Below are 22,545 nucleotides of genomic sequence, written 5' to 3'. Positions count from 1 at the left end.
AACCCCCGTTGCGGTAGTGCCGGCCGCTGGCCGGCAACCCTCAAGGAAGAACCCCATGTCCCACACCCTCATCGAGCTCTACACCGCCACTCCCGCCTGGGCCGCTCTGCCGCCCGAGCAACGCACCGCCTTCTTCGACCGCATCGGTGCCGGCATGCAGCAGTTCGATCCGGCCCGCATCACGTCGGTGGCAATGGGCCGCGTTGCCACCGGCGTAGTGCAGGGTAGCGGCGAACAGTTCTATGCCGTCTGGAGGTGCGCGAGCCGGGAAGACGCCGACGCTCTGGTCGAAGGCATTGCTGCCACCGGCTGGCATCGGTACTTCAGCACCACCAACGCACTGGGTGCGGACGATGGCATGGCGCAGCACCTGACCGATCTGGCCGCTTTGTAGCAGCGCCTGCGGATGCCCACGGCACATGCGCCTGTCACCCGGACGCGGTAAACAGTGCATTGCCCCTGTCATCCGCACGGAAGTCGATCATGCAGAGCACGCTCCAGGTAACGCTTTACGGCCCGCTTGGCGACACGCCGGCACTGCAGCTGCCGGAAGTGGAAGGGCCGTCGGTGGCCATCCCTGAGCCCGTCCTGCGGCGGCTGGTGTCCGACCTCTACACCGCCCGTTCCCTGCTCAACCCGGAACAGCTGGAGGAAGCGCGGCAGGAACTGGGCCGCGTGCTGGAGCGCTGGGCCGACATCCATGAAGGGTTGCTGTTGGATGTGGAAGTGCATGGCAAATGAGCGATTTCGCGTGCCAGCCAGCCGATGCACGGTGCGCGCGCACACATCGCTGAACCGCCTCCCCAGTTGCGGATGAAACATTTTGCACTGCGCAAAAGCTGTGCTATCAATACACCCCATGAACGCAGCCCGCGCCAGCTTTTACTTTTGGTATTACTTTCCGAAGCCACTGGCGGAGGAAGGACTGCGCTCACCCTGAAGAAAGCTTCAGACGCATTCCCGAAAGCCGCCAGCGAACCTGGCGGCTTTTTTCATGCCGCCACGCTGGGGACCCCCAACGTTCCGGAGATCTCCCCCATGCCCCCGCACACCGACGACCTGCGTATCCGCACCATCGAACCGCTGACACCGCCTGCCCAGCTGCTGGCGATGCTGCCGTGTGACGATGAAGCTTCCGACACCGTCAGCGCCTCGCGCGCGGCCCTGCACCAGATCCTGCACGGCCGTGACGACCGCCTGGCGGTGGTGGTCGGCCCGTGCTCGATCCACGACCCGCACGCCGCCATCGAGTACGCCCAGCGCCTGAAGCCGCTGCGCGATGCGCTGGCCGGCGAACTGGAAATCGTCATGCGCGTGTACTTCGAGAAGCCGCGCACCACGGTGGGCTGGAAGGGCCTGATCAATGATCCGGACCTGGATGGCAGCTTCAGGATCGACAAGGGCCTGCGCATCGCACGTGGCCTGCTGCGCGACATCAACAAGCTCGGCCTGCCGGCCGGTGTCGAGTTCCTCGACGTGATCTCCCCGCAGTACATCGCCGATCTGGTGGCATGGGGCGCCATTGGTGCGCGCACCACTGAAAGCCAGGTGCATCGCGAACTGGCATCGGGGCTGTCGTGCCCGGTCGGCTTCAAGAATGGCACCGACGGCAACGTGAAGATCGCCGCCGATGCGGTGGGCGCTGCTTCGAATCCGCATCACTTCCTGTCGGTGACCAAGCAGGGCGGCACCGCCATCGTTTCGACCACCGGCAACCCGGATTGCCACGTGATCCTGCGCGGCGGCAAGCAGCCGAACTACGATGCGGCCAGCGTGGGCGAGGCCTGCCAGGCGCTGGCCAAGGCCAAGCTGCCGACGCGCCTGATGATCGACGCCAGCCATGCCAACAGCCTGAAGAACCCCGAGAACCAGCCGAAGGTGATCGAAGACATCGCCGTTCAGTTGGAAGACGGCGAACAGCGCGTCGTCGGTGTGATGATCGAGAGCCATCTGGTCGGTGGCCGCCAGGAACTGGTGGAAGGCCAGCCGCTGGTCTACGGGCAGAGCATCACCGATGGCTGCATCGACTGGGACACCACCGTGACGGTACTGGAGCGACTGGCTGCGGCCGTGCGCGCCCGTCGTGAAGTGAAGGTGTCCGAAGCCGCCTGATGGAAGCCGCCCGAGTGCGGCATGTGTGTGGATGGCGGCCAGCGCCTGCGGGGGTGCGGCCGCGATCAGGGCCGGTCGGAGTTGGAGACCGGCCCGTCCGCACCGGCGATGCGCCTGGCGCTGCGTATGTGCGACAGCGCCAGGTACATCGCCGGGGTGGTACGAACCCCGACCATTGACGATGCGGTTGCCGCGGTAGATCCACGCCATGCGTGGATAGGAGCAGGCCACGGCACGATTTCGGAACAGTTGCATGGAATCTGTCTGCAGCTTCGGCCGAAGATCGGGGCCTCGCCTGGTTGGACCCCGCCGATGCACGTTTTCCCCGACGACAGCCCGCTGCAGCCAGAATGCCGATCAGTTTCCGGAGAGGCCGCCATGGCCCTCGTGCGCTTGAAAGGCGGCCCGATTGCCGATGACGCGATCTCCGTCATCGAGGACTGGTTCGAATCCTCGTCTCCCGCGACCACGGCCAGCCTGCTGGCGGAACTTGATGAAAGAATCGAGCTTTACCGCAACGAAGGAGACCAGGCACTTCTGCGTACGACGTTGAAGGCCAGGGCGATGATCGCGGCCTCTGCCGACCAACAGCGCGATGATCGTGAGTCCCCCTCTTCGTTCAAGGTGGTGCCTGCAGCATCCCTCGTTGGCGACTGGCGCTCGGACTGCGAAACAGATTGCGTGATCGTCGACGGAGATCTGAGCGTGGAAGGCACGCTGGCGCTCAATGATCTGAGCGAGACGCTGTGTGTGATCGTCCTGGGCAGTCTCAGCGCCCGCAATCTTGACTGTGGTGGTTGGGTTTTCGTGCGCGACGATCTTGCGTGTGAGCATCTCCACGCGTGCTCGCTCAACGATGGAACTCTGGCCGTAGGGGAAGCATGATCGTGCAGACCTATCTCGAGACAGGCGCATACACACAGGTCGGTCGTGATCTGCACGCCAGCTTCGTTTCCACCGTCCAGAACGAGATTGTCGTTGAGGGCGGGGTTCACTGCCCGGGCTTCAGTAGACGATCCGATCCTGACTATCTGTCCGGATGGATAGATCCCGAGCTGCTCGAGCAGGTCGACCCCGGCAGCGATGACTGTGACAGCCCATGGAGTGTCTATCCCTCAGAGGCCTACCGGCTGCGCATCCTTGCAGGCGGGAGCCCGATGAACTCCCGCCTGCGCAAGTGATCCGGAAGCAGGCGCACCCGCCAGGCCGCGGTCAATGCACTTCGTCGTGATACACGAACTTCGGCATTTCCCAGCGGTAGTGGATCGCCAGCAGGCGCATCGCGAAGCCGCCGCCCAGGCAGCACAGAATGGCAGTGGCGTCGGCCACGCCCCAGTGCAGCAGCAGTAGATACGCCGCGCCGGTCAGCAGCGCGATGATCGCGTACAGCTCCTTCTGGAAGATCAGCGGCACCTCGTTGCAGAGGATGTCGCGCAGCACGCCGCCGAACGCACCGGTCAGCATGCCGGCGATCAGCACGATGGGGGTGGCATGGCCCGCCTCACGCGCGATCGAGCAGCCGATCAGGGTGAAGGCGATCAGGCCCAGGCCATCGAGCACCAGGAAGGTGCGGCGGAAGTGGTGCATCCAGCGCGCCACCCAGGTGGCGATCAGCGCGGCGCACACAGTGAAGCCCAGATACTCGGGATGCTTCACCCAGCCCAGTGGGTAGTGGCCGAGCAGGATGTCGCGCAGCGAACCGCCGCCGAGGGCGGTGACGCAGGCGATCATGACCACGCCGAACAGGTCCATGCGGCGGCGGCCGGCGGACAGCGCGCCGGTCATGGCTTCGGCGGAAATGGCGATCAGGTAGATGATGGACAGCAGCATGGGGCAGGCTCCGGGCGCGGTGGGGCCGGCCATGCGCATATACCGCCACTGCCTGCGCAATGACGGGATGACGACGACCGGTGCCGCTCCCGCTGTCCTTTTGCCTGAGAGTTCAGCGGCGTAGGCCGCGTGCCCCTTCGGCGGATCGTCCCGGGCATGCCCGGTGACCTCTCTCCAGCTCGGCGAGTCGAATGCATGGTTGGTGGGATTCCAGCCCACCGGCCTGAGCGATCATGGGAGCCTGCGCCTTCGGCGGGCGCCAGCGCGGCGCCTCTCTCCTGCATTCGGGCGCCAGTATATCCGCTGCAGTGCAGCACGGCATAATCCGGGCATGGCCCCGTCCCTCCGCCCCTGGTTCCTGTACCTGCTCGAATGCCGCGACGGCAGCTTCTACGCCGGCATCAGCACCGACGTGGACGCGCGTTTCGCCGCCCACCAGGCCGGCAAGGGCGCCCGCTACACCCGCGCCCGGCCGCCGCTGCGCGTGCTGGCCGTGCGCGAGTACCCGGACCGGGCCGCCGCCTCGCGCGCCGAGTGGCAGCTCAAGCAGCAGCCCCGCGAACGCAAGCTGGCCTGGCTGCAGGCGCCTGTCGAGGCTGTTCCGTAGAGCCGAGCCCATGCTCGGCTGCTGGATTGGCGACGAGGATCCGCCGAGCATGGGCTCGGCTCTACAGTAGATCCACGCCATGCGTGGATGGGCGCGTGCGGCCATGCCATGATCGCCCAGCCCTCAGCGCTGGTGACCCGGATGTCCGCCCTTGCCCTGCTGTTCGCTCTCTCCGCATCAGCCAGCCCCGCCGCCGACCCGGCCACGATCGCGGCCATCGAATCCACCTGCCACGACTACGTCGATGGCCAGCTGGAGGCCGACCCGCAGCGCGTCGCCCGTTCCCTTCATCCGGATCTGGCCAAGCGCGCGGTGCTCGGCGATACGCCCGACGAGCGACTCGGCCTGCGCCGGATGTCGAAGGAGGAGCTGGTCGCGCTGACAAAGCAGGGCGCACTGAAGACGCCGAAGGATCAGTGGGACCGCCGCTGCACGGTGCTGGACGTGACCGGCAACGCCGCCTCGGTGCGGCTGGAAACCCCGTGGTTCGTCGACTACTTCCACATGGGGCGCTTCGACCAGCGCTGGGTCATCGTCAACGCGCTGTGGTACCCGAAGTCGAAGGCGGAATAACCCATGCGCACTGCTGGCCGCGCATGGCTCGGCATCGCAGTGCTGGTCGCCGGCATCGCGCTGCTGCCTGGCCTGTTGTACCTGCTCGGGATGGCACTGGTGGACGGTCGACCGAAGCCGGCCGGCCGCGCGGCCAGTGATGTGGCCGCGTGCGGCACTGAACCACAGGCGGAGTACCAATCGATGAATCCCTGGCGATTCGCCGCGCAGTTCTTCGACAAGGACGTGATGAAGAAGAAGGCGCCCGAAGTGGAGCGGGAGGCCCTCTGGATTGCCCAAAGCCACCTGTCGCAGCAGCCTCATCGCGGCATGCTGCGCCGGCATCTGAGCAGCGCAGCACTGACGATCTGGATTACCCGGCACTGGGGTGCGGCGCAGATTGCCGACACGGCGAGGAAGCAAGACTTCTGCCAGCAATGGTCGCGCCCACGGATGAAGTAGATCCACACCATGCGTGGATGACGTCAACGGGGTCAGAGCCCTTTCCTGCGGAAAGGGATCCGACCCTTCGGCTGGCGGCCCTACCGCTTCGGCCGCCGGTCGTCGCGGTCATCGCCGAAGATGATGCGCGCGCTGCGCTGGTAGCTCCAGTACGCCACCGCCCAGTTCAGCAGCACCACGAGGCGGTTGCGGAAGCCGATCAGGAAGAACACGTGCGCGGCCAGCCAGAACCACCACGCCAGCACACCGGACAGCTGCAGCCGGCCCAGATGCACGATCGCGGCCATGCGGCCGATGGTGGCCAGGTTGCCGTAGTCGGCATACGTGAACGGACCGGGCTCGGGCTTGCCGTGCAGGCGCGCGCGGATCACCTCGGCCACGTACTTGCCCATCTGCTTGGCGGCCGGTGCCACGCCGGGTACCGGCTTGCCGTCGGCCTGGCTCAGTGCGGCCAGGTCACCGGCCACGAACAGCTCCGGGTGACCGGGCAGGGTCAGGTCCGGCTGCACCTGCACGCGCCCGGCGCGGTCCAGCGGCACCTCCAGCGTGCGCGCCAGCGGTGAGGCGGCCACGCCGGCGGCCCACACCACGGTGCGTGCCGGAACGAACTGATCGCCCAGCTTGAAGCCCTGGCTGTCGATGTCGCTTACCGGGGTGCCGGTCAGCACTTCCACGCCCAGCTTTTCCAGCTGCCGGCGCGCCTTCAGCGAAAGCACTTCCGGGAAGGAGGACAGCACGCGTGGCCCGGCTTCGACCAAGCGCACCTTGGCGCTGGCCGGGTCGATGTGGCGGAATTCGTTGCGCAGCGTGTGCCGTGCGATCTCGGCCAGGGTGCCGGCCAGTTCAACGCCGGTGGGGCCGCCGCCGACGATGGCGAAACTCAGCCACGCCGCCTTCTTCGCCGGGTCCGGTTCGGCCTCGGCACGTTCGAAGGCCAGCAGCAGCTTGCGGCGCAGCGCGATGGCGTCGTCCAGGGTCTTCAGGCCGGGCGCATCATCGGCCCATTGGTCGTTGCCGAAGTAGGCGTGGGTAGCGCCGGTGGCCAGCAGCAGGCTGTCGTAGTCCAGCGTGCTGCCGTCGGCCATGCGGATCTGCCGGGCCTGCTTGTCGATGGCCACCACTTCGCCCAGCCGCACTTCCACATTGCGCTGGTGGCCGAGGATGTGGCGCAGCGGCGCGGCGATATCCGGCGCGGACAGGCCGGCGGTGGCCACCTGGTACAGCAGCGGCTGGAACAGGTGATGGTTGCGGCGGTCGACCAGGGTGATGCGTATGCGCTCGCGGGCCAGGGCACGGGTGGCCCAGAGACCGGCAAAACCGCCGCCGACAACGACCAGGTGGGGAACGCGCTCACGACTCATCGACTCACTCCAGTGGGGGCATTGGGGGAAGCGCCTGGCATCTTCGCACGCCGGCCGCCTGTCACGTCAGCGCCCGCAGGGATCGGCGATACTCGGGTTCAGGCACACGCCCCTGAGGAGCCCATGAGCGAACCGGAAAAGCGCATCGCCCTGTTGATCGACGCCGACAATGCGCCGGCCTCGAAGATCGACGAAGTCCTGGCCGAAGTGGCGCGCTATGGCGTGGCCAACGTGCGTCGCGCCTATGGCAACTGGAAGAGCCCGCGATTGAAGGGTTGGGAAGCGGTGCTGCACGAGTATGCGATCCGCCCGATCCAGCAGTTCGCCTACAGCAAGGGCAAGAATGCCTCGGACATGGCGATGGTGATCGATGCCATGGACCTGCTGTACGCGCGCAACCTGGATGGATTTGCCATCGTTTCCAGCGATGCCGATTTCACTCCGATGGTGATGCGCCTGCTCACCGATGGCGTGAAGGTGTACGGCTTCGGCGAGAAGAAAACACCGGAACCGTTCGTCAACGCGTGTTCGAAGTTCACCTATCTGGAAGCCTTGGGCCAGACCCATGCCAGTGTGCCGGATGTCGAGCAGGCGCCGAGTGAGCAGACATCGAACGAGCCGCTGCCCAGCGACGATGCCCGCCCGCGCAAGAGCGGCGCGGAAATGCGCAGTGACACCCGGCTGGTGAAGATGCTGAGGCGCGCGGTGTCGGCGGCCGAAGGCGAGGACGGCTGGTCGCACCTGGGGCCGGTCGGCAGCCAGATCGGCAACCAGGCCTCGTTCGATTCGCGCAATTACGGCTACGGCAAACTCAGTGACCTGCTGGCGGCCATTGGCCTGTTCGAGCTGAAGAAGGACGGCAAATCCTCCTACGTGCGCGCCCTGCCGAAAAAGAACCGGTAGTGCCGGCCGCTGGCCGGCAATGCCCGGCCGCCAGATCCAGCATCCAGCACGCACACACCCGCGCGGATCAGGCGTATCGTTGCCGCTCGCATTGCCAGCAAGGAAACCTGCATGTTGAAGATCTGGGGACGTCACAATTCCAGCAACGTCCGCAAGGTGTTGTGGTGTGCCGAGGAGATCGGCCTGCCCTACCAGTCCATCGAGGTGGGCGGCAGCCACGGCGGCACGCAGTCAGCCGAGTACGTGGCGATGAACCCGAATGGACTGGTGCCGGTGATCGAGGATCACGGCCTTCCGCTGTGGGAATCGAACACCATCGTGCGCTACCTGAGCGCTCGCTATGCGCTGGGCACGCTGTATGCCGAAGACCCGATGGAGCGTGCGCAGGCCGAGAAGTGGATGGACTGGAGCACTTCGCGGATGGCGCCGCTGTACTCCGAACTGATCTGGGGCATCATGCGCACCGCCCCGGCCGACCGTGACGAGGCGCGCATCAATGCCGCCATCGTGCGCGCCGGAGACTACCTCGCCATGGCCAATGCAACGCTGGCCACCCAGCCGTGGCTGTCGGGCGCGAAGTTCGCGATGGGCGACATTCCGCTCGGCGCGCTGGTCTATGCCTGGTTCGAGCTGCCGATCCAGCGCCCGGAACTACCGCATCTGGCCGAGTGGTACGCCCGCCTGCGCGAGCGACCGGCGTACCAGCGTGGCGTGATGTCACCGATGACGTAAGCGCCGGAGTTCGGGGTCGGAGCCCTGCCGCGGCACCGGTAGAGTCGAGCTTGCTCGACTGCCGTTCGTCATGAGCAGTCGAGCAAGCTCGACTCTACCGGCGCTACCGGCGCTCAATACAGATCCGTTGGATCCACATCCAGCGACCAGCGCACCTTGCGTGCTTCCGGCAGCGCATACAGCTGCGGCACCAGCTGCGCCAGCACGCCATGCAGCGGGGGCGCTGCGACGCCGACAGCAACAACTGTGTGCGCTGGTAGCCGGCGCGGCGCGGCATCGGTGCCGGCATGGGGCCGTACGCGTCCACCACGGCCTGTTCGCCCAGCAGCTGCCGTGCCGCCAGCAGGAAGGCATTGGCATGTTCGACCTGCTGCGCTTCGGCGCGCATCAGCGCCAGATGCGCGAACGGTGGGAAACCCGCGGCCTGGCGCTGGTTCAACTCGGCCTGCGCGAACGGGTGGTAGCCACCGCTGACCAGTGTTTCCAGCAGCGGGTGCCCGGGGTGATGGGTCTGCAGCCAGACCTCGCCCGGGTCGCGTGCACGGCCTGCACGGCCGGCGACCTGGATCAGCTGCTGCGCCAGTTTCTCGCTGGCGCGGAAGTCGGCCGAGAACAGGCCCTCATCGATGCCGACCACCACCACCAGGGTCAGCTTGGGCAGGTCGTGGCCCTTGGCCAGGATCTGTGTGCCGACCAGGATGCCAGGCTGGTCGCCCAGTTTCGCCAGCTGCTGCTCCAGCGCATCACGGCGTGAGGTGGTGCCGCGATCGATGCGGACCACCGGGAAATCGGCGAATGCGGCGGTGAGGTGCTCTTCCAGGCGTTCGGTGCCGATGCCCTGCGGTTGCAGGGCCAGGCTGCCGCAGGCCGGGCATGCCAGCGGTGCCGGCTGTCGCGCGCCACAGTGATGGCACTGCAGGCGACGGCCACCGCCGTGCACGGTCATCGGCGCATCGCAGCGCTGGCACGGCGCAGTCCAGCCGCAGTCGTGGCACAGCAGCACCGGTGCGTAGCCACGGCGGTTCTTGAACACCAGCACCTGCTGGCCGCGCTGCAGGTGTTCACCGATGCCGGCCAGCACATCGGCCGAGAGGCCGTCATGCAGAGGCCGCTTGCGCACATCCAGAATGCGCACGCGCGGTGGTCGTGCATCACCGGCGCGCTGCTTCAGGCGCAGGTGGGTGTAACGCCCGGCATAGGCGTTGTGCAGCGTTTCCAGCGAAGGGGTGGCGCTGCCCAGCAGTACCGGGATGCCCAGTGCCTTGGCCCGCACCAGGGCGAAGTCGCGGGCGTGGTAGCGGATGCCATCCTGCTGCTTGTAGCTGCCGTCGTGTTCCTCATCGACGATCAACAGGCCGGCCTGCGGCAACGGCGTGAACACCGCCGAACGCGTACCGACGATCACCCGTGCCTCGCCGCGCGAAGCTGCCGCCCAGACCCGCGCGCGCTCGTTGTCGTTCAGGCCCGAATGCAGCGCATGCACCGCGATGCCGAGGCGACCGCGGAATCGCGCCAGGGTCTGCGGGGTGAGGCCGATTTCCGGCACCAGCACCAGCGCCTGCCGGCCTTGCGCCAGGCAGTGGATGATCGCCTGCAGGTAGACCTCGGTCTTGCCGCTGCCGGTCACGCCATCGAGCAGGAACGGCTGGAAACCTTCAGCAGCGTTGATCGACGCCACTGCCTCGGCCTGGTCCGGGTTGAGGGTGGGGCCGGGCAGCGGTTGCGCATGCTGCGGTGCCACGCTGAGCGCGACACGCTCGGCCAGTTCACGCTTGGCCAGGCTGCGCGCGGCGGTGCGCCAGTCCTGCATGCGTTCGCCCAGCACGTCTTCATCGACGATGGCCTCGGCCAGCAGTTCGGCCAATTGGCGGGGGCGGCTGCCGGCACGCAGCGTGTCGCGCTGTGCGCGGCCCTCGGCGGTCAGCTGCCAGCCCCAGTGATGGGTGTCGGGCAGCGGTTCGCCATGGCGCAGCGGGCCGGGCAGGGCGGTATTCACCACTTCGCCCAGCGGTGCATGGGTATAGCGTGCCAGCCACTGCAGGCTCTGCCACAGCTCGCCCTGCAGCAGCGGCTGGCCGTCGCACCAGGCCAGCGCCTGGCGCAGGCCCTGGCCGTCTTCGCTGTGGCTGTGCCCGGCGACCACACCCACCAGTTCACGGTTGCCGAACGGCACCTTCAGGCGGCAGCCGACGGCCACCTCCGGGTCACCGCCCTGCGGCGACAGGTAGTCGAACAGGCGGGGCAGCGGGACGGGCAGGGCGACCTGCAGAGTCGGGATGGGGGCAAACATCGGGTCAGTGTAACGGGCCATGCGCACGCGGATGGCGGGCGCCGGAGGCGGTCGAGCGACGCCCCGGGAATCATAAATGTCACCTAAATATCGGTGTCCATTGGAGATTCAGTCTTATCCACACGTTCTGTGGATAACGTTGTGCGTTACCGGTCGACGGGCGCGTGTGAGGCCGATGGCGACAGCCTTACCCTCGGGTTGGTCAAAAAATCGCCACACTTTAAAAGCCTTTGAAAACAGCAACTTGAGTGTGAAACATTGCTGAAACAGAGTGAATTCAGCTGGATGCCCCAGTTTTCCCCACAGGGGGCGTGGTGCTGTGCACAACCTGCAGCACGAAGCAGCGGTTGGCGCAAGTCCTGCCGGGCGCCAATGGGCTGCCGCTATCATGCCGGCAGACCTTTGGAGTGACCGATGACGGCTGTGCCCGCCCCTGTTTCCTCGACCGCGGCCGGCGCGCTGGCGGCGTTCCTGCGCGGCGTCGAGCGCCGTGCCCTGGTGGTGGCCGAGCTGCAGTGCGGCGATGCCGCCCGTGCCGAGCAGACCCTGGTGGCCGTGATGCGTGCCTTCGCCGCTGTGGCCAGTGATCTGCCGATGGCGCAGTGGCCGACCCGGTTCTGGACCCTGTTGGGCCAGCGCCAGGCGCTGCGTGAGCCGGTAAGCGGGCAATGGCAGCCGCCGTTGGCGGCGCTGGGCGAGATGGCGCCGCTGCCGCGCCTGGCCCTGCTGCTGCGGGTGGGCGGCAGCCTGGACGAGGGCATTGCCATGCGCGTACTCGACCAGGACGAGGCGGGTTACCAGCATCTGCTGGCCGATGCCTGCCCGCGTGATGCGCATGGTCAGCCCGATGCCTCGGCCTGGCGCCAGTTGGCCGAACAGGTACAGGGGCGGATCCGTGACCTGCCGGCCAAGCGCCTGCAGCAGCTGCAGCAGCCGGCTGCACCGGTGGCCAGCACCGAAGCCCCCACCACCAGTTGGCGCGCACCACAGCGCGACGAACGTGCGCCCGCCCATGGCAAGCGGCGGCGTCCGAATGCCAAGCCGCGCTGGCGCGGCCCCTGATCCTGCTGCTGACTGTGGCCGTGCTGCTGGTCGCCGCCCTCGGCTGGCGCCATTGGCAGGGCCGTTCGCTCGGCAGTGATGCGCCACTGCCCGAAGGCGTGGTGGGCGAGGCCGGTCCGGTCACAGTGGAAGCGCTGCCGCCGAGCACCGTCAACGCCCCGCCGGTGGCGACCCCGGCCCAGGCCACAGATGACGCCACGATGCTGGGCGACCGCGACTACCCGCTGGTCGCCGACGCCGATCTGTATGCGTGGACGGCCGCCGGCGGACCGCTGCCGGTGGACGAGTCGCAGTCCAAGCCGAGCCGGCCGGAGCCGGCCAGCACCACGCTGGAAACCACCGCCGCCGATGAATAAGACCGTGTTCGCCAGCCTGCTGCTGGCCCTGCCGTTGTCGCTTTCGGCCGCGCCGCAGACCTTGAATGTGCCGCTGCCGGCACCGTCGGCGGCCGCACCGGCCGCGCTGCCGGCATCGACCGCTGCGCCGTCGGCCTTTGCCCAGCTTGATGCGCAGCAGCAGCGCCAGCGCCGTGCCGACTACGCCGCCTGGCGCGCGTTGCCGGAAGGCGAGCGCGAGCGCATCCGCCAGGCGGCTGCGCGTTTCAATGCGCTGCCGGCCGACCAGCAGCAACGCCTGCGCCAACAGTTCCAGGCGCAGGACCAGGCCTTCCGCGAGGGCTGGCGGCTGGGCCCGCAGCTGGGTCTGGAGTTTCCCAAGCTGCATGGGCTGTTCGGGTTCGTGCCGCCGGAGCAGCGTGAGACCGCACTGGCGGTGCTGCGCCAGCTCAGCCCGGCGCAGGTGGCCCAGCTGACCCTGGTCGCGCAGCGCACGCCACCGCAGGAACGCGACGCCGTGCGCAGCGCCTTCCTCGCCGTGCCCGCCGCCGAACGCGACACCTGGCTCAAGCGCCAGGCCGGCCAGTAACCCCGAAGGAATAACGTCGACGGGGTAGAGTCGATTGTTAGTCGACTGCCGCCCGCAGCGCGGGGTTTTCGCGGCGTGATGGAAGAGCCGCAGCGAAGCCCGCCGGGACCCGGCATTCACGCCATGTCATGGGAATGCGCGCGCGGCGCGCGTAAGATGACCGGCCGCAACCCGGTGCCTGTGCCCTTCGCGCGCAACCGTAGTTCGCGTCAAGCACCTTATGTCTACTGCAACCTCCACGCCGCGCTTCAGCAAGGAAGTCGGCGCCACCGGTCTGCTCGCCCTGCCGCTTGTGCTGGGCCACGTATCCACCGGTCTGATCTCCTTTGTCGACAACGTGATTGCCGGCCACCACGCCACGGCGACCCTGGCCGCGGTGACCATCGGTACTGCGCTGTTGTGGCTGCCGATGCTGATCCCGATCGGCACGCTCATCTCGCTTACCGCCTCGGTGTCGCAGCTGCATGGCGCCGGCCGCGAGCGCGAGATCGGCCCGCTGTTCCGCCAGGCGTTGTGGCTGGCGCTGGGCCTGGGCCTGATCATGTTCACCTTCCTCACGGTGGTGCCGCCGCTGCTGCCGGCGTTCGGCATCGCGCCGGACATCGTGCCGGGGGCGACCGCGTTCCTGCATGCGGTGCGCTGGGGCGGTCCGGCGCTCACCCTGTACTTCTGCATGCGCTACCTCAGCGAGGGCATGCACTGGACACTGCCGACCATGCTGCTCGGTTTCGGTGGCCTGTTGGTACTGGCGCCCATGGGCTATGTGCTGGCCAATGGCAAGCTCGGTTTCCCGGAAATGGGCGCCGAAGGGCTCGGAATCGCCTCAGCGGTGATGATGTGGCTGCAGGCCATCGCCTTCGCCACCTACCTGTGGTTCACCAAACGCTTTGCCCACCTGCAGCTGTTCTCGCATTTCGAAGGCCCGCGCTGGAAGGCGATCTGGGACCTGCTGCGTACCGGCCTGCCGATCGGCATCACCGTGCTGATGGAAGGCGGTCTGTTCATCGTCACCGCGCTGCTGATCGGCCGCCTCGGTGCCAACGAGGCGGCCGCACACCAGATTGCGATCAACGTCGCGCAGCTGTGCTTCATGATCCCGATGGGCGTGGCCGAGGCCACCACCGTGCGCGTGGGCCATGCGGTCGGCCGCGGCGATGGCTTCGGCGTGCGCCGTGCGGCGTGGGCCGGCTACGCGATCATCATGGGTACGCAGACCTTGTCGGCGGCGGTGCTGCTGTTCGGCCACGACGCCATCGTAGGGGTGTACACCAACGATCTGGCGGTGGCCGGCCTGGCTTCGACGCTGCTGCTGTATGCGGCGACCTTCCAGTTCCCCGATGGCATCCAGGTGCTGTCGGCCGGTGCGTTGCGTGGCCTGAAGGACACCCGGGTGCCGATGTTCATCGCCATGTTCGCGTACTGGGGCCTGGGCATGCCGCTCGGTGCCGGGCTCGGCCTGGGCCTGGGCATGGGGCCGCAGGGCATGTGGATCGGCCTGATCGTCGGCCTGACCGCCGCCGCCATCCTGATGGGCTGGCGCCTGCGCCGCAGCAGCCTGCGCATCGGCCAGTCGATGCTGTCCTGACCTTCCGCGCCTGCCATGCTCACCCCTGGCGGGCGATCCCCTGACTTGTGTCCGATGCTGCATCACGCGGCACCGGCTATGCTGGTACCACGGCAAGAAGCCATCCGGAGCGTTCCATGAATCAACCCGTGCCCCCGCTGCCCCCGGCGCGTCGCAACCCCGTCGCCAGTTTCTTCATCGGGCTGTGGGACGTCATGAACTTCACCCGCCGGTTGATCCTCAACCTGGTGTTCTTCGGCCTGCTGTTCCTGCTGCTGGTGATGTTCATCGTCGCTGCCGGCATGGGCGCCGGTGCCAGCAAATCGCTGCAGGACCGGACCACCCTGGTGATCGCGCCGGAAGGCCGCCTGGTCGAACAGTTCAGCGCTGATCCGGTCAGCCGCGCGCTGGCCAAGGCAGTGGGCGACAACAGTGCCGAAGAGATCCAGCTGCGCGACCTGCTGCGGGTGATCGAGTCGGCCAAGGAAGACAAGAAGATCGAGCGGGTAGTGCTGGAGCTGGACAAGCTGCAGCCGTCCGGCTTCGCCTCGCTGCGTGAAGTCGCCGCCGCGCTGCAGGACCTGCGCGCCTCGGGCAAGCAGCTGGTGGCCTACAGCGAGAGCATGGGCCAGTCGCAGTACCTGCTGGCCGCACAGGCCGACGAGGTCTACCTGGACCCGATGGGCTCGGTGGTGCTGGAAGGCCTGGGCCGTTACCGCCAGTACTTCCGCACCGGCCTGCAGGACAAGCTGGGCGTGGACGTACACCTGTTCAAGGTGGGCGAGTACAAGTCCGCGGCCGAGCCGTATGTGCTCGACGCCGCCTCGCCGGCCTCCAAGGAAGCCGACCTGTTCTGGATGAATGATGTGTGGCAGCGCTACCTGGGTGATATCGCCAAGGCGCGCCGCCTGGACCCGGCACAGCTGGCTGCGGGCATCGACACGCTGCCCGAAGGCGTCGCCGCCGCCGGTGGCGATCTGGCCAAGTTCGCCCTGCAGCAGAAGCTGGTGACCGCGCTGAAGACCCGCGAGGAATTCGAGGATCTGATGATCGAGCGCGGCGTGGCCGATGACGATGCCGACGGCGGTTTCCGCAATGTCGATTTCGGCGGCTACCTGGCCCTGCTCGACGCACGTCGCAACCCGGTGGACTCGCGTCCGCAGGTGGCCGTGGTGGTCGCCGCCGGCGAAATCAGCGGCGGTGACCTGCCGGCCGGCCGCATCGGTGGCGAGTCGACCTCGGCGCTGCTGCGTGCTGCGCGCGATGACGAGAACGTCAAGGCGGTGGTGCTGCGCGTGAACTCTCCGGGTGGCGAAGTCTTCGCCTCCGAGCAGATCCGTCGTGAAGTGGTGGCCCTGCAGGCTGCCGGCAAGCCGGTGGTGGTATCGATGGGCGACCTGGCCGCATCGGGTGGTTACTGGATCAGCATGAATGCCGACCGCATCTATGCCGATCCGTCGACCATCACCGGATCGATCGGCATCTTCGGCATGATTCCCAACTTCAGCCGCGCGCTGGACAAGATCGGCGTGCACACCGACGGTGTCGGCACCACCCGCTTTGCCGGTGCGTTCGATGTGACCCGGCCGATGGACCCGGCCGTTGGCCAGGTCATCCAGTCGGTGATCAACAAGGGCTACGCCGATTTCACCGGTCGTGTCGCCGAGGCCCGCAAGAAGCCGGTCGAGGCCATCGATGAAGTGGCCCGTGGCCGCGTGTGGAGCGGTGCCCAGGCCAAGGAGCGCGGTCTGGTCGACGCCTTCGGTGGCTTGAAGGATGCCGTGGCCGATGCGGCCGGCCGCGCCAAGCTCGGCAAGACCGACGCCTACCGCGTGCGCTACATCGAGAAGGCGGCCACGCCGTTCGCGCAGTTCGTCAGCGGTTTCGCCGGCAGCCGTGCCGGTGCGTGGATGCTGTCCGACTCGGGCATGGCGCGGATGATGCTGGCACGCACGATGCCGGAAGTGGACACGCAGCTGCGCTTCGTCGAGAACGCGGCCCGCGAGAAGGGCAACGGCGCGCCGGTGAAGGCGCTGGCGTACTGCTTCTGCGGGTTCTGACCGGCAACGGTATCGAATGAGAACGCCCGGCCCAGGCCGGGCGTTCTCGTTCATGGGGTCGGATCCCTTTGCCTGGCAAAGGACTCTGACCCCACGAGGGGGCCGTCACTGCGTCGCGTCGGCCTCGGCCTTGCGCTCGCGCGTGTCGGTATCGTCCAGGGTCTTCTGCACACCCTTGGCGCGGTCCAGTGGTTCGTTGATCGCGCGCGACATCGCTTTCGGCACCGGCGGCTGTTCCGGGTTCGGTGCGGGCGGCCGCTGGCAGGCACACAGCAGCACGGCAGCCAGCAGGGGCATGGACAGGTTCAGGATGCGCATGGCGGCACTCCATGACGGGCGTGCCCGCAGTGTCGCATCTCCGGCAGGGGGCCGCCGTGAGCGCGTATCCTTGCCGCATCGGAACACAGCGGGCGCGGCCCGGGAGAATACATGACCCAGCAACGGTGGCGCCTGGATGGCCAGACGGCCCTGATCACCGGCGCCAGCGCCGGCATCGGCCTGGCCATCGCGCACGAACTGGCCGGCTTTGGCGCCGACCTGATGATCGTCGGGCGCGATATCGACATGCTGGAGACCGCGCGCGACGAACTGCTGGACGTGCATCCGCAGATGCAGGTGCATGCGCTGGCTGCCGATGTCTCCGATGACGAAGACCGCCGGCAGATCCTCGACTGGGTGGAAGACCACAGCGATGGCCTGCACATCCTGGTCAACAACGCCGGCGGCAACATCACCCGGCCCGCGACCGAATACACCGAGGACGAATGGCGCAACATCTTCGAGACCAACCTGTTCTCGGCGTTCGAACTGTCGCGCTACGCGCATCCGCTGCTGGCGCGCCACGCCGCCTCGTCCATCGTCAACGTCGGCAGCGTGTCCGGCCTGACCCACGTGCGCAGTGGTGTGGTCTATGGCATGACCAAGGCGGCCATGCACCAGATGACCCGCAACCTGGCCGTGGAATGGGCCGAGGACGGTATCCGGGTCAATGCAGTGGCACCGTGGTACATCCGCACGCGTCGAACCTCCGGCCCGCTGTCGGACCCGGACTACTACGAGGAGGTGATCGACCGCACGCCGATGCGTCGCATCGGTGAGCCGGAGGAAGTGGCGGCGGCCGTGGGCTTCCTGTGCCTGCCGGCAGCCAGCTATGTCACCGGCGAATGCATCGCCGTGGATGGTGGATTCCTGCGTTACGGGTTCTGATCGCGGGTCTCGGGTCTCGGTAGTGCCGGCCGCCGGCCGGCAACTGCAATCCTCTGAACATCATGTGGCTGCCGGCCAGCGGCCGGCCCTACCGGGTGGCGGTCATCCCGGCACCGGGCAATGGCTGGCCTCCAGCACACCCTGCAACCGCTCGCGCTCGCCCTGGGCATGTTCGCGGTTCTCCGGCGCGGCAAAGCGCTCGCGGCCGCGTGCGTCGCGGAAGCGCTGCTGCCAGCTGCCACAGCGCTGTGCCTCGGGCAGCTCCTCGCAGGTGTCGCGCACCACTTCGCAGCTGGCCGCATTGACCGGCGTTGCACCGCCCAGGCCCTGCACGGTCATCAGTTCGCAGCGTGCCGGCGAGGCCTCGTATTCGTGAAGGTAGCCGCCGCCCTGGCTGTCGGTGCACTGGAAGATCGGGGGCAGCGGCGGCCTCGGCGGCCCGTCGCTGGCGGCACGCGCCTCGGCATCGTGGTGCAGCGCTGCGCTGTCCAGGATCTGATCGCCGCCTTCGGCTTCCACCATGCCCGCTTCCATGATCGTGCGCCCTTCGTCCGCGCGTCGTGGCGCCGTCGGTGCTGCAGCTGGGGCAGCCGCTCCGCTGGCCTCGGAAACGGCGACCGCAGCGGGATCCTGTACCGGTGAGGGCTCGGTCACGGCCGGTTCGGTATTGGCCGACGCCGGTACGCGAAGGACCTGTTGCTGGCTGCCGGCCGGGCAGGGCGTACGTTGCAGGGTCGGAACGTCGCTGCTGCCGGAGGTGCAGCGGTAGATCACGCCTTCTTCGGCCATTGCAGCGCCGGGCAACACGGCCAGGGCCAGCCAGATCAGTCTGTTCATCCGCACAGCGTACAGGCTGCGCTCAGCGCTCGCAGTCCTGCGACAGGCGTGCGTCGATGCCGCGCTGTTCGGTGCTGATGGTGGTGCGTTCGCTCTGCAGCGCACTGTTGTAGCGGCGGTCCAGTTCCCAGCGGCGGTCGCGCAGGCGTGCGCACACTTCCTGCTGCGGCAGGGCGTGGCAGGTGTCGCGCACCAGCACGCTGCCGGCCGGTATCTCCACGCCGACACCGACCGTGGGCGGACGATACCCGGCGCCTCCGCCGATGGGCCGACCCACCGGTCCACCGATGGCCGGGCGCGGACCGGGATGGCCGCCGCCCGGGTACCCGTGCGGCAACCAGATGCTGGTCCACAACGGGACCCAGCGCGGATTGCCCTCGTTGCTGTCGCTGGTGTAGCGCCGGCCGTCGTCGCTCACGCATTCGTACATCGGCTGCGGCGGCTGGATGTAGACGTGGCGCACTTCGCGCCCGCCGATGGCCGGCGTTGCGCTGGGCGGTGGTGGCGGGGCGTCGCTGCTGACCACCCTCGGCGGCGGGTCGCGCGGGCGCTGCAGGTCGCGGACTTCCTGCCGTCCGTTGCTGCAGGGTTTGTCCTGCAGGGCCACGGCACCATTGCTGGCCACGCAGCGGTACACCCGCACGTCGTCGGCAGCCGGCGCTGCGCTCCACGGCAGCAGCAGGCACAGACCCAGGGCGGTGCGTGTCAGGTTCATGGCAGCAGGGTGCGGGATTGTCCGGAACCGTGCAATCGTCGGCTCAGGAGCGCAGCACGTTGCCGCTGAGCGCATCGCGGATCGGCGTCGGCTGGGCCAGGCCACCGGTCTGGCCATCAAGCACCCCGTCGAGCAGGCGCAGCAGGCGTGGATCCAGCTCTTCGCGGCGGCGCGCAGGCGGCTCACCGGCCAGGTTGGCGCTGGTCGACACCAGCGGGCCGCCCCAGGCATTGCACAGGGCGGCCACCAGCGGATGCGCGCTGATGCGCACGGCGATGCCGCTGTGCTCGCCGGTGACCCAGGGCTGCGCCCGCGGACCGGCCGGCAGGATCCAGGTGTTGGCACCGGGCCAGCTGGCCAGCACGGCACGTTGGCGGGCATCGGGCAGCGCCTGCAGGCGCACCCAGCCTTCCAGCTGCGGCAGGTCGGCGGCGACCAGGATCATGCCTTTCTCGATGGGGCGCTGTTTCAGCCGCAGCACCATGTGCACCGCCGCTTCGTGCGAGGGATCGCAGCCCAGGCCCCAGACCGCTTCGGTCGGGTAGGCGATCACGCCGCCGGCACGGAGCGTGGCGACAGCGGAGTCCAGGGTGAGTTCTTTCATGACGGCAACCAGGCCCGACGTGGGCCTTCATTATCCCCCTGCCGCGTGCAGATGGGGTGGTGGGTGCGTACGGTGGGTGCGGACCGTTGGTCCGCACACCTTGACCCCTCATCAACGCAGGGCGTGAATCTACTTCGCGGCCTTCTTGACGGCCTTCTTCGCCGGTGCCTTCTTCGCGGCGGCCTTCTTCACCGCCTTCTTGGCCGGCGCTTTCTTGGCGGCGGCCTTCTTCGGTGCCGCTTCCTTCTTCACCGCCGCCTTCTTGGCCGGGGCCTTCTTCGCCGCGGCCTTCTTGGCGCCGAAGCCCTTGCGCACCGGCTTGCCGGTTTCTTCCATCAACTGCTGCACCTCGGCCAGGGTCAGCGATGCCGGCTCGCGATCCTTGGGGATCTTGCCGTTCATCTTGCCGTCGCTGATGTACGGGCCGAAGCGGCCGTTCAGCACCTGGATGTCGCTGCCTTCGAATTCCTTGATGATCCGGTTGCGCGCGATCTCTTCCTTCTCTTCCACCAGGAACACGGCGCGGGCCAGGTCGATGGTGTACGGGTCGTCTTCCTTCTTCAGCGAGGCATAGGTGCTGCCACGCTTGGCGAACGGCCCGAAGCGGCCGATGCCGACGCTGACCGGTTCGCCCTTGTCCTCACCCAGCGCGCGCGGCATCAGGAACAGTTCCAGCGCGTCTTCCAGGGAAATGGTGTGCATCGACTGGCCGGGGCGCAGCGAGGCGAACTTGGGCTTCTCCTCGGCGTCCTCGGCGGTGCTGCCGATGGCCGCGTACGGTCCGAAACGGCCCAGGCGCACGCTCACCGGCTTGCCGGTCTTGGGATCGGTGCCGAGCTCGCGCGCGCCACTGGCCTCGGCGCGGTCGACCGATTCCTTCTTGTCTTCCACCAGCTCCTTGAACGGCTCCCAGAAGCGGGCCATCAGCGGAATCCACTCTTCTTCGCCACGCGAGACGGCGTCGAGCTCGTCTTCAAGCTTGGCGGTGAAGTCGTAGTCCACGTACTGGGTGAAATGGCTGGACAGGAACTTGGACACCGCACGGCCGACGTCGGACGGGCGGAAGCTGCGGCCTTCCATTTCCACATACTTGCGGAACAGCAGGGTCTGGATGATCGAGGCGTAGGTCGAGGGACGGCCGATGCCGTACTCTTCCAGCGCCTTCACCAGCGCCGCTTCGGTGTAGCGCGGCGGCGGCTGGGTGAAATGCTGTTCGGCCAGGATGCGTTCCAGCGGGATGCGGTCGCCGGGCTTCATCGCCGGCAGCTTGCGGCCTTCGTCCTCGTCTTCGGCGCTCTTGCTGTCCTTGCCTTCCTCGTACACGGCCAGGAAGCCGGGCACCACCACGGTGGTGCCGCTGGCGCGGAACACGTGCTCGCTGCCGGCGGACAGATCGACGCTGACGGTATTGAGCGTGGCCGGAATCATCTGGCAGGCCACCGCACGCTTCCAGATCAGTTCGTACAGGCGGCGCTCGTCGTCAGTCAGGAAGCGGGCAACCTGGGCCGGGGTGCGCAGGGCCGAGGTCGGGCGCACCGCTTCGTGCGCTTCCTGGGCGTTCTTCGACTTGGTCTGGTAGGTGTTGGGCTGGTCCGGCAGCGAGGCGATGCCGTAATCGCGGGCGATCACGTCGCGGATCTCGGCCAGCGCATCCTGCGACAGGTTCACCGAGTCGGTACGCATGTACGAGATCAGGCCGACCGTGCCTTCGTCACCGATCGCCACGCCTTCGTACAGCTTCTGCGCCACCTGCATGGTCTTGCGGGTGGTGAAGCCGAGCTTGCGCGAGGCTTCCTGCTGCAGGGTGGAGGTGGTGAACGGCGGCGCCGGGCGGCGCTTGCGCTCCTTGCTGGCCACATCGGTGACATGCAGCGAGCCCTGCGCGGCCTGCTGGATGCGCAGGCGGGCGGCCTCGGCGGTGTCGCCGTCGGTGATGGTGAACTGCTCGAACTTCTGCCCGTCCAGCTTGATCAGCTTGGCATTGAAGTGCTGCGACGGGTGCGCGCACTCGGCGCCGATGGACCAGTATTCGCGGGCGATGAAGGCTTCGATCTCCTCCTCGCGCTCGACGATCATGCGCAGTGCCGGGCTCTGCACGCGGCCGGCGGACAGGCCACGCTGCACCTTGCGCCACAGCACCGGCGACAGGTTGAAACCGACCAGGTAGTCCAGCGCGCGGCGCGCCTGCTGGGCATCGACCAGGTCGCTGGCGATGGCGCGCGGCTGGTTGATCGCTTCCTTGATGGCGCGCGGGGTGATCTCGGTGAACACCACGCGCTGCATCGGCTTGTCCTTGACCAGCCCGCGCTCCTTCAGGATCTCGGCGATGTGCCAGCTGATCGCCTCACCCTCGCGGTCCGGGTCGGTTGCCAGCAGGATGTCATCGGCGCCCTTGGCGGCCTTGGCGATCGCATCGACGTGCTTCTCGTTCTTGTCGATGACGTCGTAGTGCATGGCGAACCCGTTGTCCGGGTCGACCGCGCCTTCCTTCGGAATCAGGTCACGCACGTGCCCATACGAGGCCAGGACGGTGTAATCCTTGCCGAGGTATTTGTTGATCGTCTTGGCCTTGGCCGGCGATTCGACGATGAGCAGGTGCTTGGGCATGGCAGCAGGGTCTGTGGGGCGAACCGTGGGGAAGGGGCCGCTAGGGTGGAGCAAACGGCCGCATTAGTGAAGCGGCCACGGGCAAATCCATAAACTGAACGCCCGGTACTGTGCCGG

At 67.6% G+C, this 22,545-nt stretch carries 22 protein-coding genes, 1 pseudogene and 2 riboswitches; of the genes and pseudogenes, 15 read left to right on the top strand and 8 right to left on the bottom strand.

The features are described from left to right. Positions 1–55 precede the first annotated feature (55 nt). The 5 genes from N4G47_RS17395 (at position 56) to N4G47_RS17375 (ending at position 3,293) form a co-directional block, all read left to right on the top strand. A complete protein-coding gene (locus N4G47_RS17395) occupies positions 56–394 on the top strand; it encodes a DUF6616 family protein (protein ID WP_475289075.1) in 339 nt (112 codons plus the stop codon). A gap of 89 nt (positions 395–483) precedes the next feature. Next, the gene (locus tag N4G47_RS17390) at positions 484–741 is read left to right on the top strand and encodes a hypothetical protein (RefSeq protein ID WP_295571849.1); all 258 of its coding nucleotides are present in this window, start codon (positions 484–486) and stop codon (positions 739–741) included. Between the two features lie 297 nt (positions 742–1,038). Beyond that, positions 1,039–2,112: a 3-deoxy-7-phosphoheptulonate synthase gene (locus N4G47_RS17385; RefSeq protein ID WP_475289073.1), complete on the top strand. Its 1,074-nt coding sequence runs from the start codon at positions 1,039–1,041 to the stop codon at positions 2,110–2,112. 21 nt (positions 2,113–2,133) lie between these two features. Beyond that, positions 2,134–2,997: a hypothetical protein gene (locus tag N4G47_RS17380; RefSeq protein WP_475289071.1), complete on the top strand. Its 864-nt coding sequence runs from the start codon at positions 2,134–2,136 to the stop codon at positions 2,995–2,997. Beyond that, the gene (locus N4G47_RS17375; protein WP_475289069.1) at positions 2,994–3,293 is read left to right on the top strand and encodes a hypothetical protein; all 300 of its coding nucleotides are present in this window, start codon (positions 2,994–2,996) and stop codon (positions 3,291–3,293) included. Before N4G47_RS17380 ends, N4G47_RS17375 begins: the two co-directional genes overlap by 4 nt. A 31-nt stretch (positions 3,294–3,324) precedes the next feature. Here N4G47_RS17375 and N4G47_RS17370 read toward each other — a convergent pair whose 3' ends face one another. Next, positions 3,325–3,942, bottom strand: coding sequence for a trimeric intracellular cation channel family protein (locus tag N4G47_RS17370; RefSeq protein ID WP_107231868.1), 618 nt, complete (start codon positions 3,940–3,942; stop codon positions 3,325–3,327). A gap of 82 nt (positions 3,943–4,024) precedes the next feature. Then, a riboswitch (glycine riboswitch) is annotated at positions 4,025–4,130 on the bottom strand. 13 nt (positions 4,131–4,143) lie between these two features. Next, positions 4,144–4,233, bottom strand: a riboswitch (glycine riboswitch). 40 nt (positions 4,234–4,273) lie between these two features. Between N4G47_RS17370 and N4G47_RS17365 the strand changes: the two genes are divergently transcribed. From N4G47_RS17365 to N4G47_RS17355, 3 genes are all read left to right on the top strand, one after another. Continuing rightward, positions 4,274–4,549, top strand: coding sequence for a GIY-YIG nuclease family protein (locus N4G47_RS17365; RefSeq protein WP_475289067.1), 276 nt, complete (start codon positions 4,274–4,276; stop codon positions 4,547–4,549). Positions 4,550–4,690: 141 nt separating this feature from the next. Continuing rightward, positions 4,691–5,122, top strand: a complete 432-nt coding sequence (locus tag N4G47_RS17360; RefSeq protein ID WP_475289065.1) for a nuclear transport factor 2 family protein — start codon at positions 4,691–4,693, stop codon at positions 5,120–5,122. Between the two features lie 3 nt (positions 5,123–5,125). Next, a complete protein-coding gene (locus N4G47_RS17355; RefSeq protein WP_475289063.1) occupies positions 5,126–5,563 on the top strand; it encodes a hypothetical protein in 438 nt (145 codons plus the stop codon). An 80-nt stretch (positions 5,564–5,643) separates the two neighbouring features. Here N4G47_RS17355 and N4G47_RS17350 read toward each other — a convergent pair whose 3' ends face one another. Continuing rightward, on the bottom strand, positions 5,644–6,924 hold the full coding sequence (locus tag N4G47_RS17350; protein ID WP_475289061.1) for an NAD(P)/FAD-dependent oxidoreductase: 1,281 nt from the start codon (positions 6,922–6,924) through the stop codon (positions 5,644–5,646). Positions 6,925–7,047: 123 nt separating this feature from the next. Here N4G47_RS17350 and N4G47_RS17345 point away from each other — a divergent pair, with 123 nt between their 5' ends. Continuing rightward, entirely contained in the window at positions 7,048–7,827 is a 780-nt protein-coding gene (locus N4G47_RS17345; protein WP_249842730.1) for an NYN domain-containing protein, read from the top strand. 111 nt (positions 7,828–7,938) lie between these two features. After that, positions 7,939–8,559, top strand: a complete 621-nt coding sequence (locus N4G47_RS17340; RefSeq protein ID WP_107231874.1) for a glutathione S-transferase family protein — start codon at positions 7,939–7,941, stop codon at positions 8,557–8,559. A 103-nt stretch (positions 8,560–8,662) separates the two neighbouring features. On the opposite strand, the gene N4G47_RS17335 is transcribed toward N4G47_RS17340, so the two are convergent. After that, complete coding sequence (locus N4G47_RS17335) at positions 8,663–10,870, bottom strand: primosomal protein N' (protein ID WP_475289059.1); 2,208 nt, start codon at positions 10,868–10,870, stop codon at positions 8,663–8,665. Positions 10,871–11,263: 393 nt separating this feature from the next. Between N4G47_RS17335 and N4G47_RS17330 the strand changes: the two are divergent. The 4 genes and pseudogenes from N4G47_RS17330 (at position 11,264) to sppA (ending at position 16,459) form a co-directional block, all read left to right on the top strand. After that, positions 11,264–12,267 (top strand): annotated as a pseudogene (locus N4G47_RS17330) (hypothetical protein). Further along, complete coding sequence (locus tag N4G47_RS17325) at positions 12,260–12,835, top strand: DUF3106 domain-containing protein (RefSeq protein ID WP_475289057.1); 576 nt, start codon at positions 12,260–12,262, stop codon at positions 12,833–12,835. The pseudogene N4G47_RS17330 and the gene N4G47_RS17325 overlap by 8 nt, the downstream one beginning before the upstream one ends. A gap of 220 nt (positions 12,836–13,055) precedes the next feature. Further along, positions 13,056–14,420 (top strand): MATE family efflux transporter, encoded by a 1,365-nt coding sequence (locus tag N4G47_RS17320; protein ID WP_032129679.1) that lies wholly within the window; start codon positions 13,056–13,058, stop codon positions 14,418–14,420. Positions 14,421–14,536: 116 nt separating this feature from the next. Beyond that, entirely contained in the window at positions 14,537–16,459 is a 1,923-nt protein-coding gene (gene sppA / locus N4G47_RS17315) for a signal peptide peptidase SppA (RefSeq protein WP_107231878.1), read from the top strand. Between the two features lie 105 nt (positions 16,460–16,564). On the opposite strand, the gene N4G47_RS17310 is transcribed toward sppA, so the two are convergent. Continuing rightward, positions 16,565–16,777, bottom strand: coding sequence for a hypothetical protein (locus N4G47_RS17310; protein WP_107231879.1), 213 nt, complete (start codon positions 16,775–16,777; stop codon positions 16,565–16,567). A gap of 111 nt (positions 16,778–16,888) precedes the next feature. On the opposite strand from N4G47_RS17310, the gene N4G47_RS17305 reads away from it, so the two are divergent. Continuing rightward, positions 16,889–17,665: an SDR family oxidoreductase gene (locus tag N4G47_RS17305; protein WP_249842735.1), complete on the top strand. Its 777-nt coding sequence runs from the start codon at positions 16,889–16,891 to the stop codon at positions 17,663–17,665. 102 nt (positions 17,666–17,767) lie between these two features. Here N4G47_RS17305 and N4G47_RS17300 read toward each other — a convergent pair whose 3' ends face one another. The 4 genes from N4G47_RS17300 to N4G47_RS17285 all read right to left on the bottom strand — a co-directional run bounded on the left by N4G47_RS17300 (position 17,768) and on the right by N4G47_RS17285 (position 22,428). Next, entirely contained in the window at positions 17,768–18,502 is a 735-nt protein-coding gene (locus N4G47_RS17300) for a hypothetical protein (protein ID WP_475289052.1), read from the bottom strand. Positions 18,503–18,524: 22 nt separating this feature from the next. Continuing rightward, positions 18,525–19,217 (bottom strand): DUF4124 domain-containing protein, encoded by a 693-nt coding sequence (locus N4G47_RS17295; RefSeq protein ID WP_475289051.1) that lies wholly within the window; start codon positions 19,215–19,217, stop codon positions 18,525–18,527. A gap of 43 nt (positions 19,218–19,260) precedes the next feature. Then, positions 19,261–19,821 (bottom strand): L-threonylcarbamoyladenylate synthase type 1 TsaC, encoded by a 561-nt coding sequence (gene tsaC / locus N4G47_RS17290; protein WP_249842738.1) that lies wholly within the window; start codon positions 19,819–19,821, stop codon positions 19,261–19,263. Positions 19,822–19,950: 129 nt separating this feature from the next. Next, positions 19,951–22,428: a DNA topoisomerase I gene (locus N4G47_RS17285; protein ID WP_475289048.1), complete on the bottom strand. Its 2,478-nt coding sequence runs from the start codon at positions 22,426–22,428 to the stop codon at positions 19,951–19,953. Positions 22,429–22,545 lie beyond the last annotated feature (117 nt).

The organism is Stenotrophomonas sp. GSD10 (assembly GCF_056172695.1).
The sequence above is the reverse complement of the archived record's forward strand: the minus strand, read 5'-3'. Positions and strand labels throughout refer to the sequence as shown.

What these genes read in the sequence shown, in the direction of transcription:
- N4G47_RS17395 (WP_475289075.1), top strand. Translation starts at nt 56, where the DNA reads ATGTCCCACACCCTCATCGAGCTCTACACCGCCACTCCCGCCTGGGCC.
- N4G47_RS17390 (WP_295571849.1), top strand. Translation starts at nt 484, where the DNA reads ATGCAGAGCACGCTCCAGGTAACGCTTTACGGCCCGCTTGGCGACACG.
- N4G47_RS17385 (WP_475289073.1), top strand. Translation starts at nt 1,039, where the DNA reads ATGCCCCCGCACACCGACGACCTGCGTATCCGCACCATCGAACCGCTG.
- N4G47_RS17380 (WP_475289071.1), top strand. Translation starts at nt 2,134, where the DNA reads ATGTGTGTGGATGGCGGCCAGCGCCTGCGGGGGTGCGGCCGCGATCAG.
- N4G47_RS17375 (WP_475289069.1), top strand. Translation starts at nt 2,994, where the DNA reads ATGATCGTGCAGACCTATCTCGAGACAGGCGCATACACACAGGTCGGT.
- N4G47_RS17370 (WP_107231868.1), bottom strand. Translation starts at nt 3,942, where the DNA reads ATGCTGCTGTCCATCATCTACCTGATCGCCATTTCCGCCGAAGCCATG.
- N4G47_RS17365 (WP_475289067.1), top strand. Translation starts at nt 4,274, where the DNA reads ATGGCCCCGTCCCTCCGCCCCTGGTTCCTGTACCTGCTCGAATGCCGC.
- N4G47_RS17360 (WP_475289065.1), top strand. Translation starts at nt 4,691, where the DNA reads ATGTCCGCCCTTGCCCTGCTGTTCGCTCTCTCCGCATCAGCCAGCCCC.
- N4G47_RS17355 (WP_475289063.1), top strand. Translation starts at nt 5,126, where the DNA reads ATGCGCACTGCTGGCCGCGCATGGCTCGGCATCGCAGTGCTGGTCGCC.
- N4G47_RS17350 (WP_475289061.1), bottom strand. Translation starts at nt 6,924, where the DNA reads ATGAGTCGTGAGCGCGTTCCCCACCTGGTCGTTGTCGGCGGCGGTTTT.
- N4G47_RS17345 (WP_249842730.1), top strand. Translation starts at nt 7,048, where the DNA reads ATGAGCGAACCGGAAAAGCGCATCGCCCTGTTGATCGACGCCGACAAT.
- N4G47_RS17340 (WP_107231874.1), top strand. Translation starts at nt 7,939, where the DNA reads ATGTTGAAGATCTGGGGACGTCACAATTCCAGCAACGTCCGCAAGGTG.
- N4G47_RS17335 (WP_475289059.1), bottom strand. Translation starts at nt 10,870, where the DNA reads ATGGCCCGTTACACTGACCCGATGTTTGCCCCCATCCCGACTCTGCAG.
- N4G47_RS17325 (WP_475289057.1), top strand. Translation starts at nt 12,260, where the DNA reads ATGAATAAGACCGTGTTCGCCAGCCTGCTGCTGGCCCTGCCGTTGTCG.
- N4G47_RS17320 (WP_032129679.1), top strand. Translation starts at nt 13,056, where the DNA reads ATGTCTACTGCAACCTCCACGCCGCGCTTCAGCAAGGAAGTCGGCGCC.
- sppA (WP_107231878.1), top strand. Translation starts at nt 14,537, where the DNA reads ATGAATCAACCCGTGCCCCCGCTGCCCCCGGCGCGTCGCAACCCCGTC.
- N4G47_RS17310 (WP_107231879.1), bottom strand. Translation starts at nt 16,777, where the DNA reads ATGCGCATCCTGAACCTGTCCATGCCCCTGCTGGCTGCCGTGCTGCTG.
- N4G47_RS17305 (WP_249842735.1), top strand. Translation starts at nt 16,889, where the DNA reads ATGACCCAGCAACGGTGGCGCCTGGATGGCCAGACGGCCCTGATCACC.
- N4G47_RS17300 (WP_475289052.1), bottom strand. Translation starts at nt 18,502, where the DNA reads ATGAACAGACTGATCTGGCTGGCCCTGGCCGTGTTGCCCGGCGCTGCA.
- N4G47_RS17295 (WP_475289051.1), bottom strand. Translation starts at nt 19,217, where the DNA reads ATGAACCTGACACGCACCGCCCTGGGTCTGTGCCTGCTGCTGCCGTGG.
- tsaC (WP_249842738.1), bottom strand. Translation starts at nt 19,821, where the DNA reads ATGAAAGAACTCACCCTGGACTCCGCTGTCGCCACGCTCCGTGCCGGC.
- N4G47_RS17285 (WP_475289048.1), bottom strand. Translation starts at nt 22,428, where the DNA reads ATGCCCAAGCACCTGCTCATCGTCGAATCGCCGGCCAAGGCCAAGACG.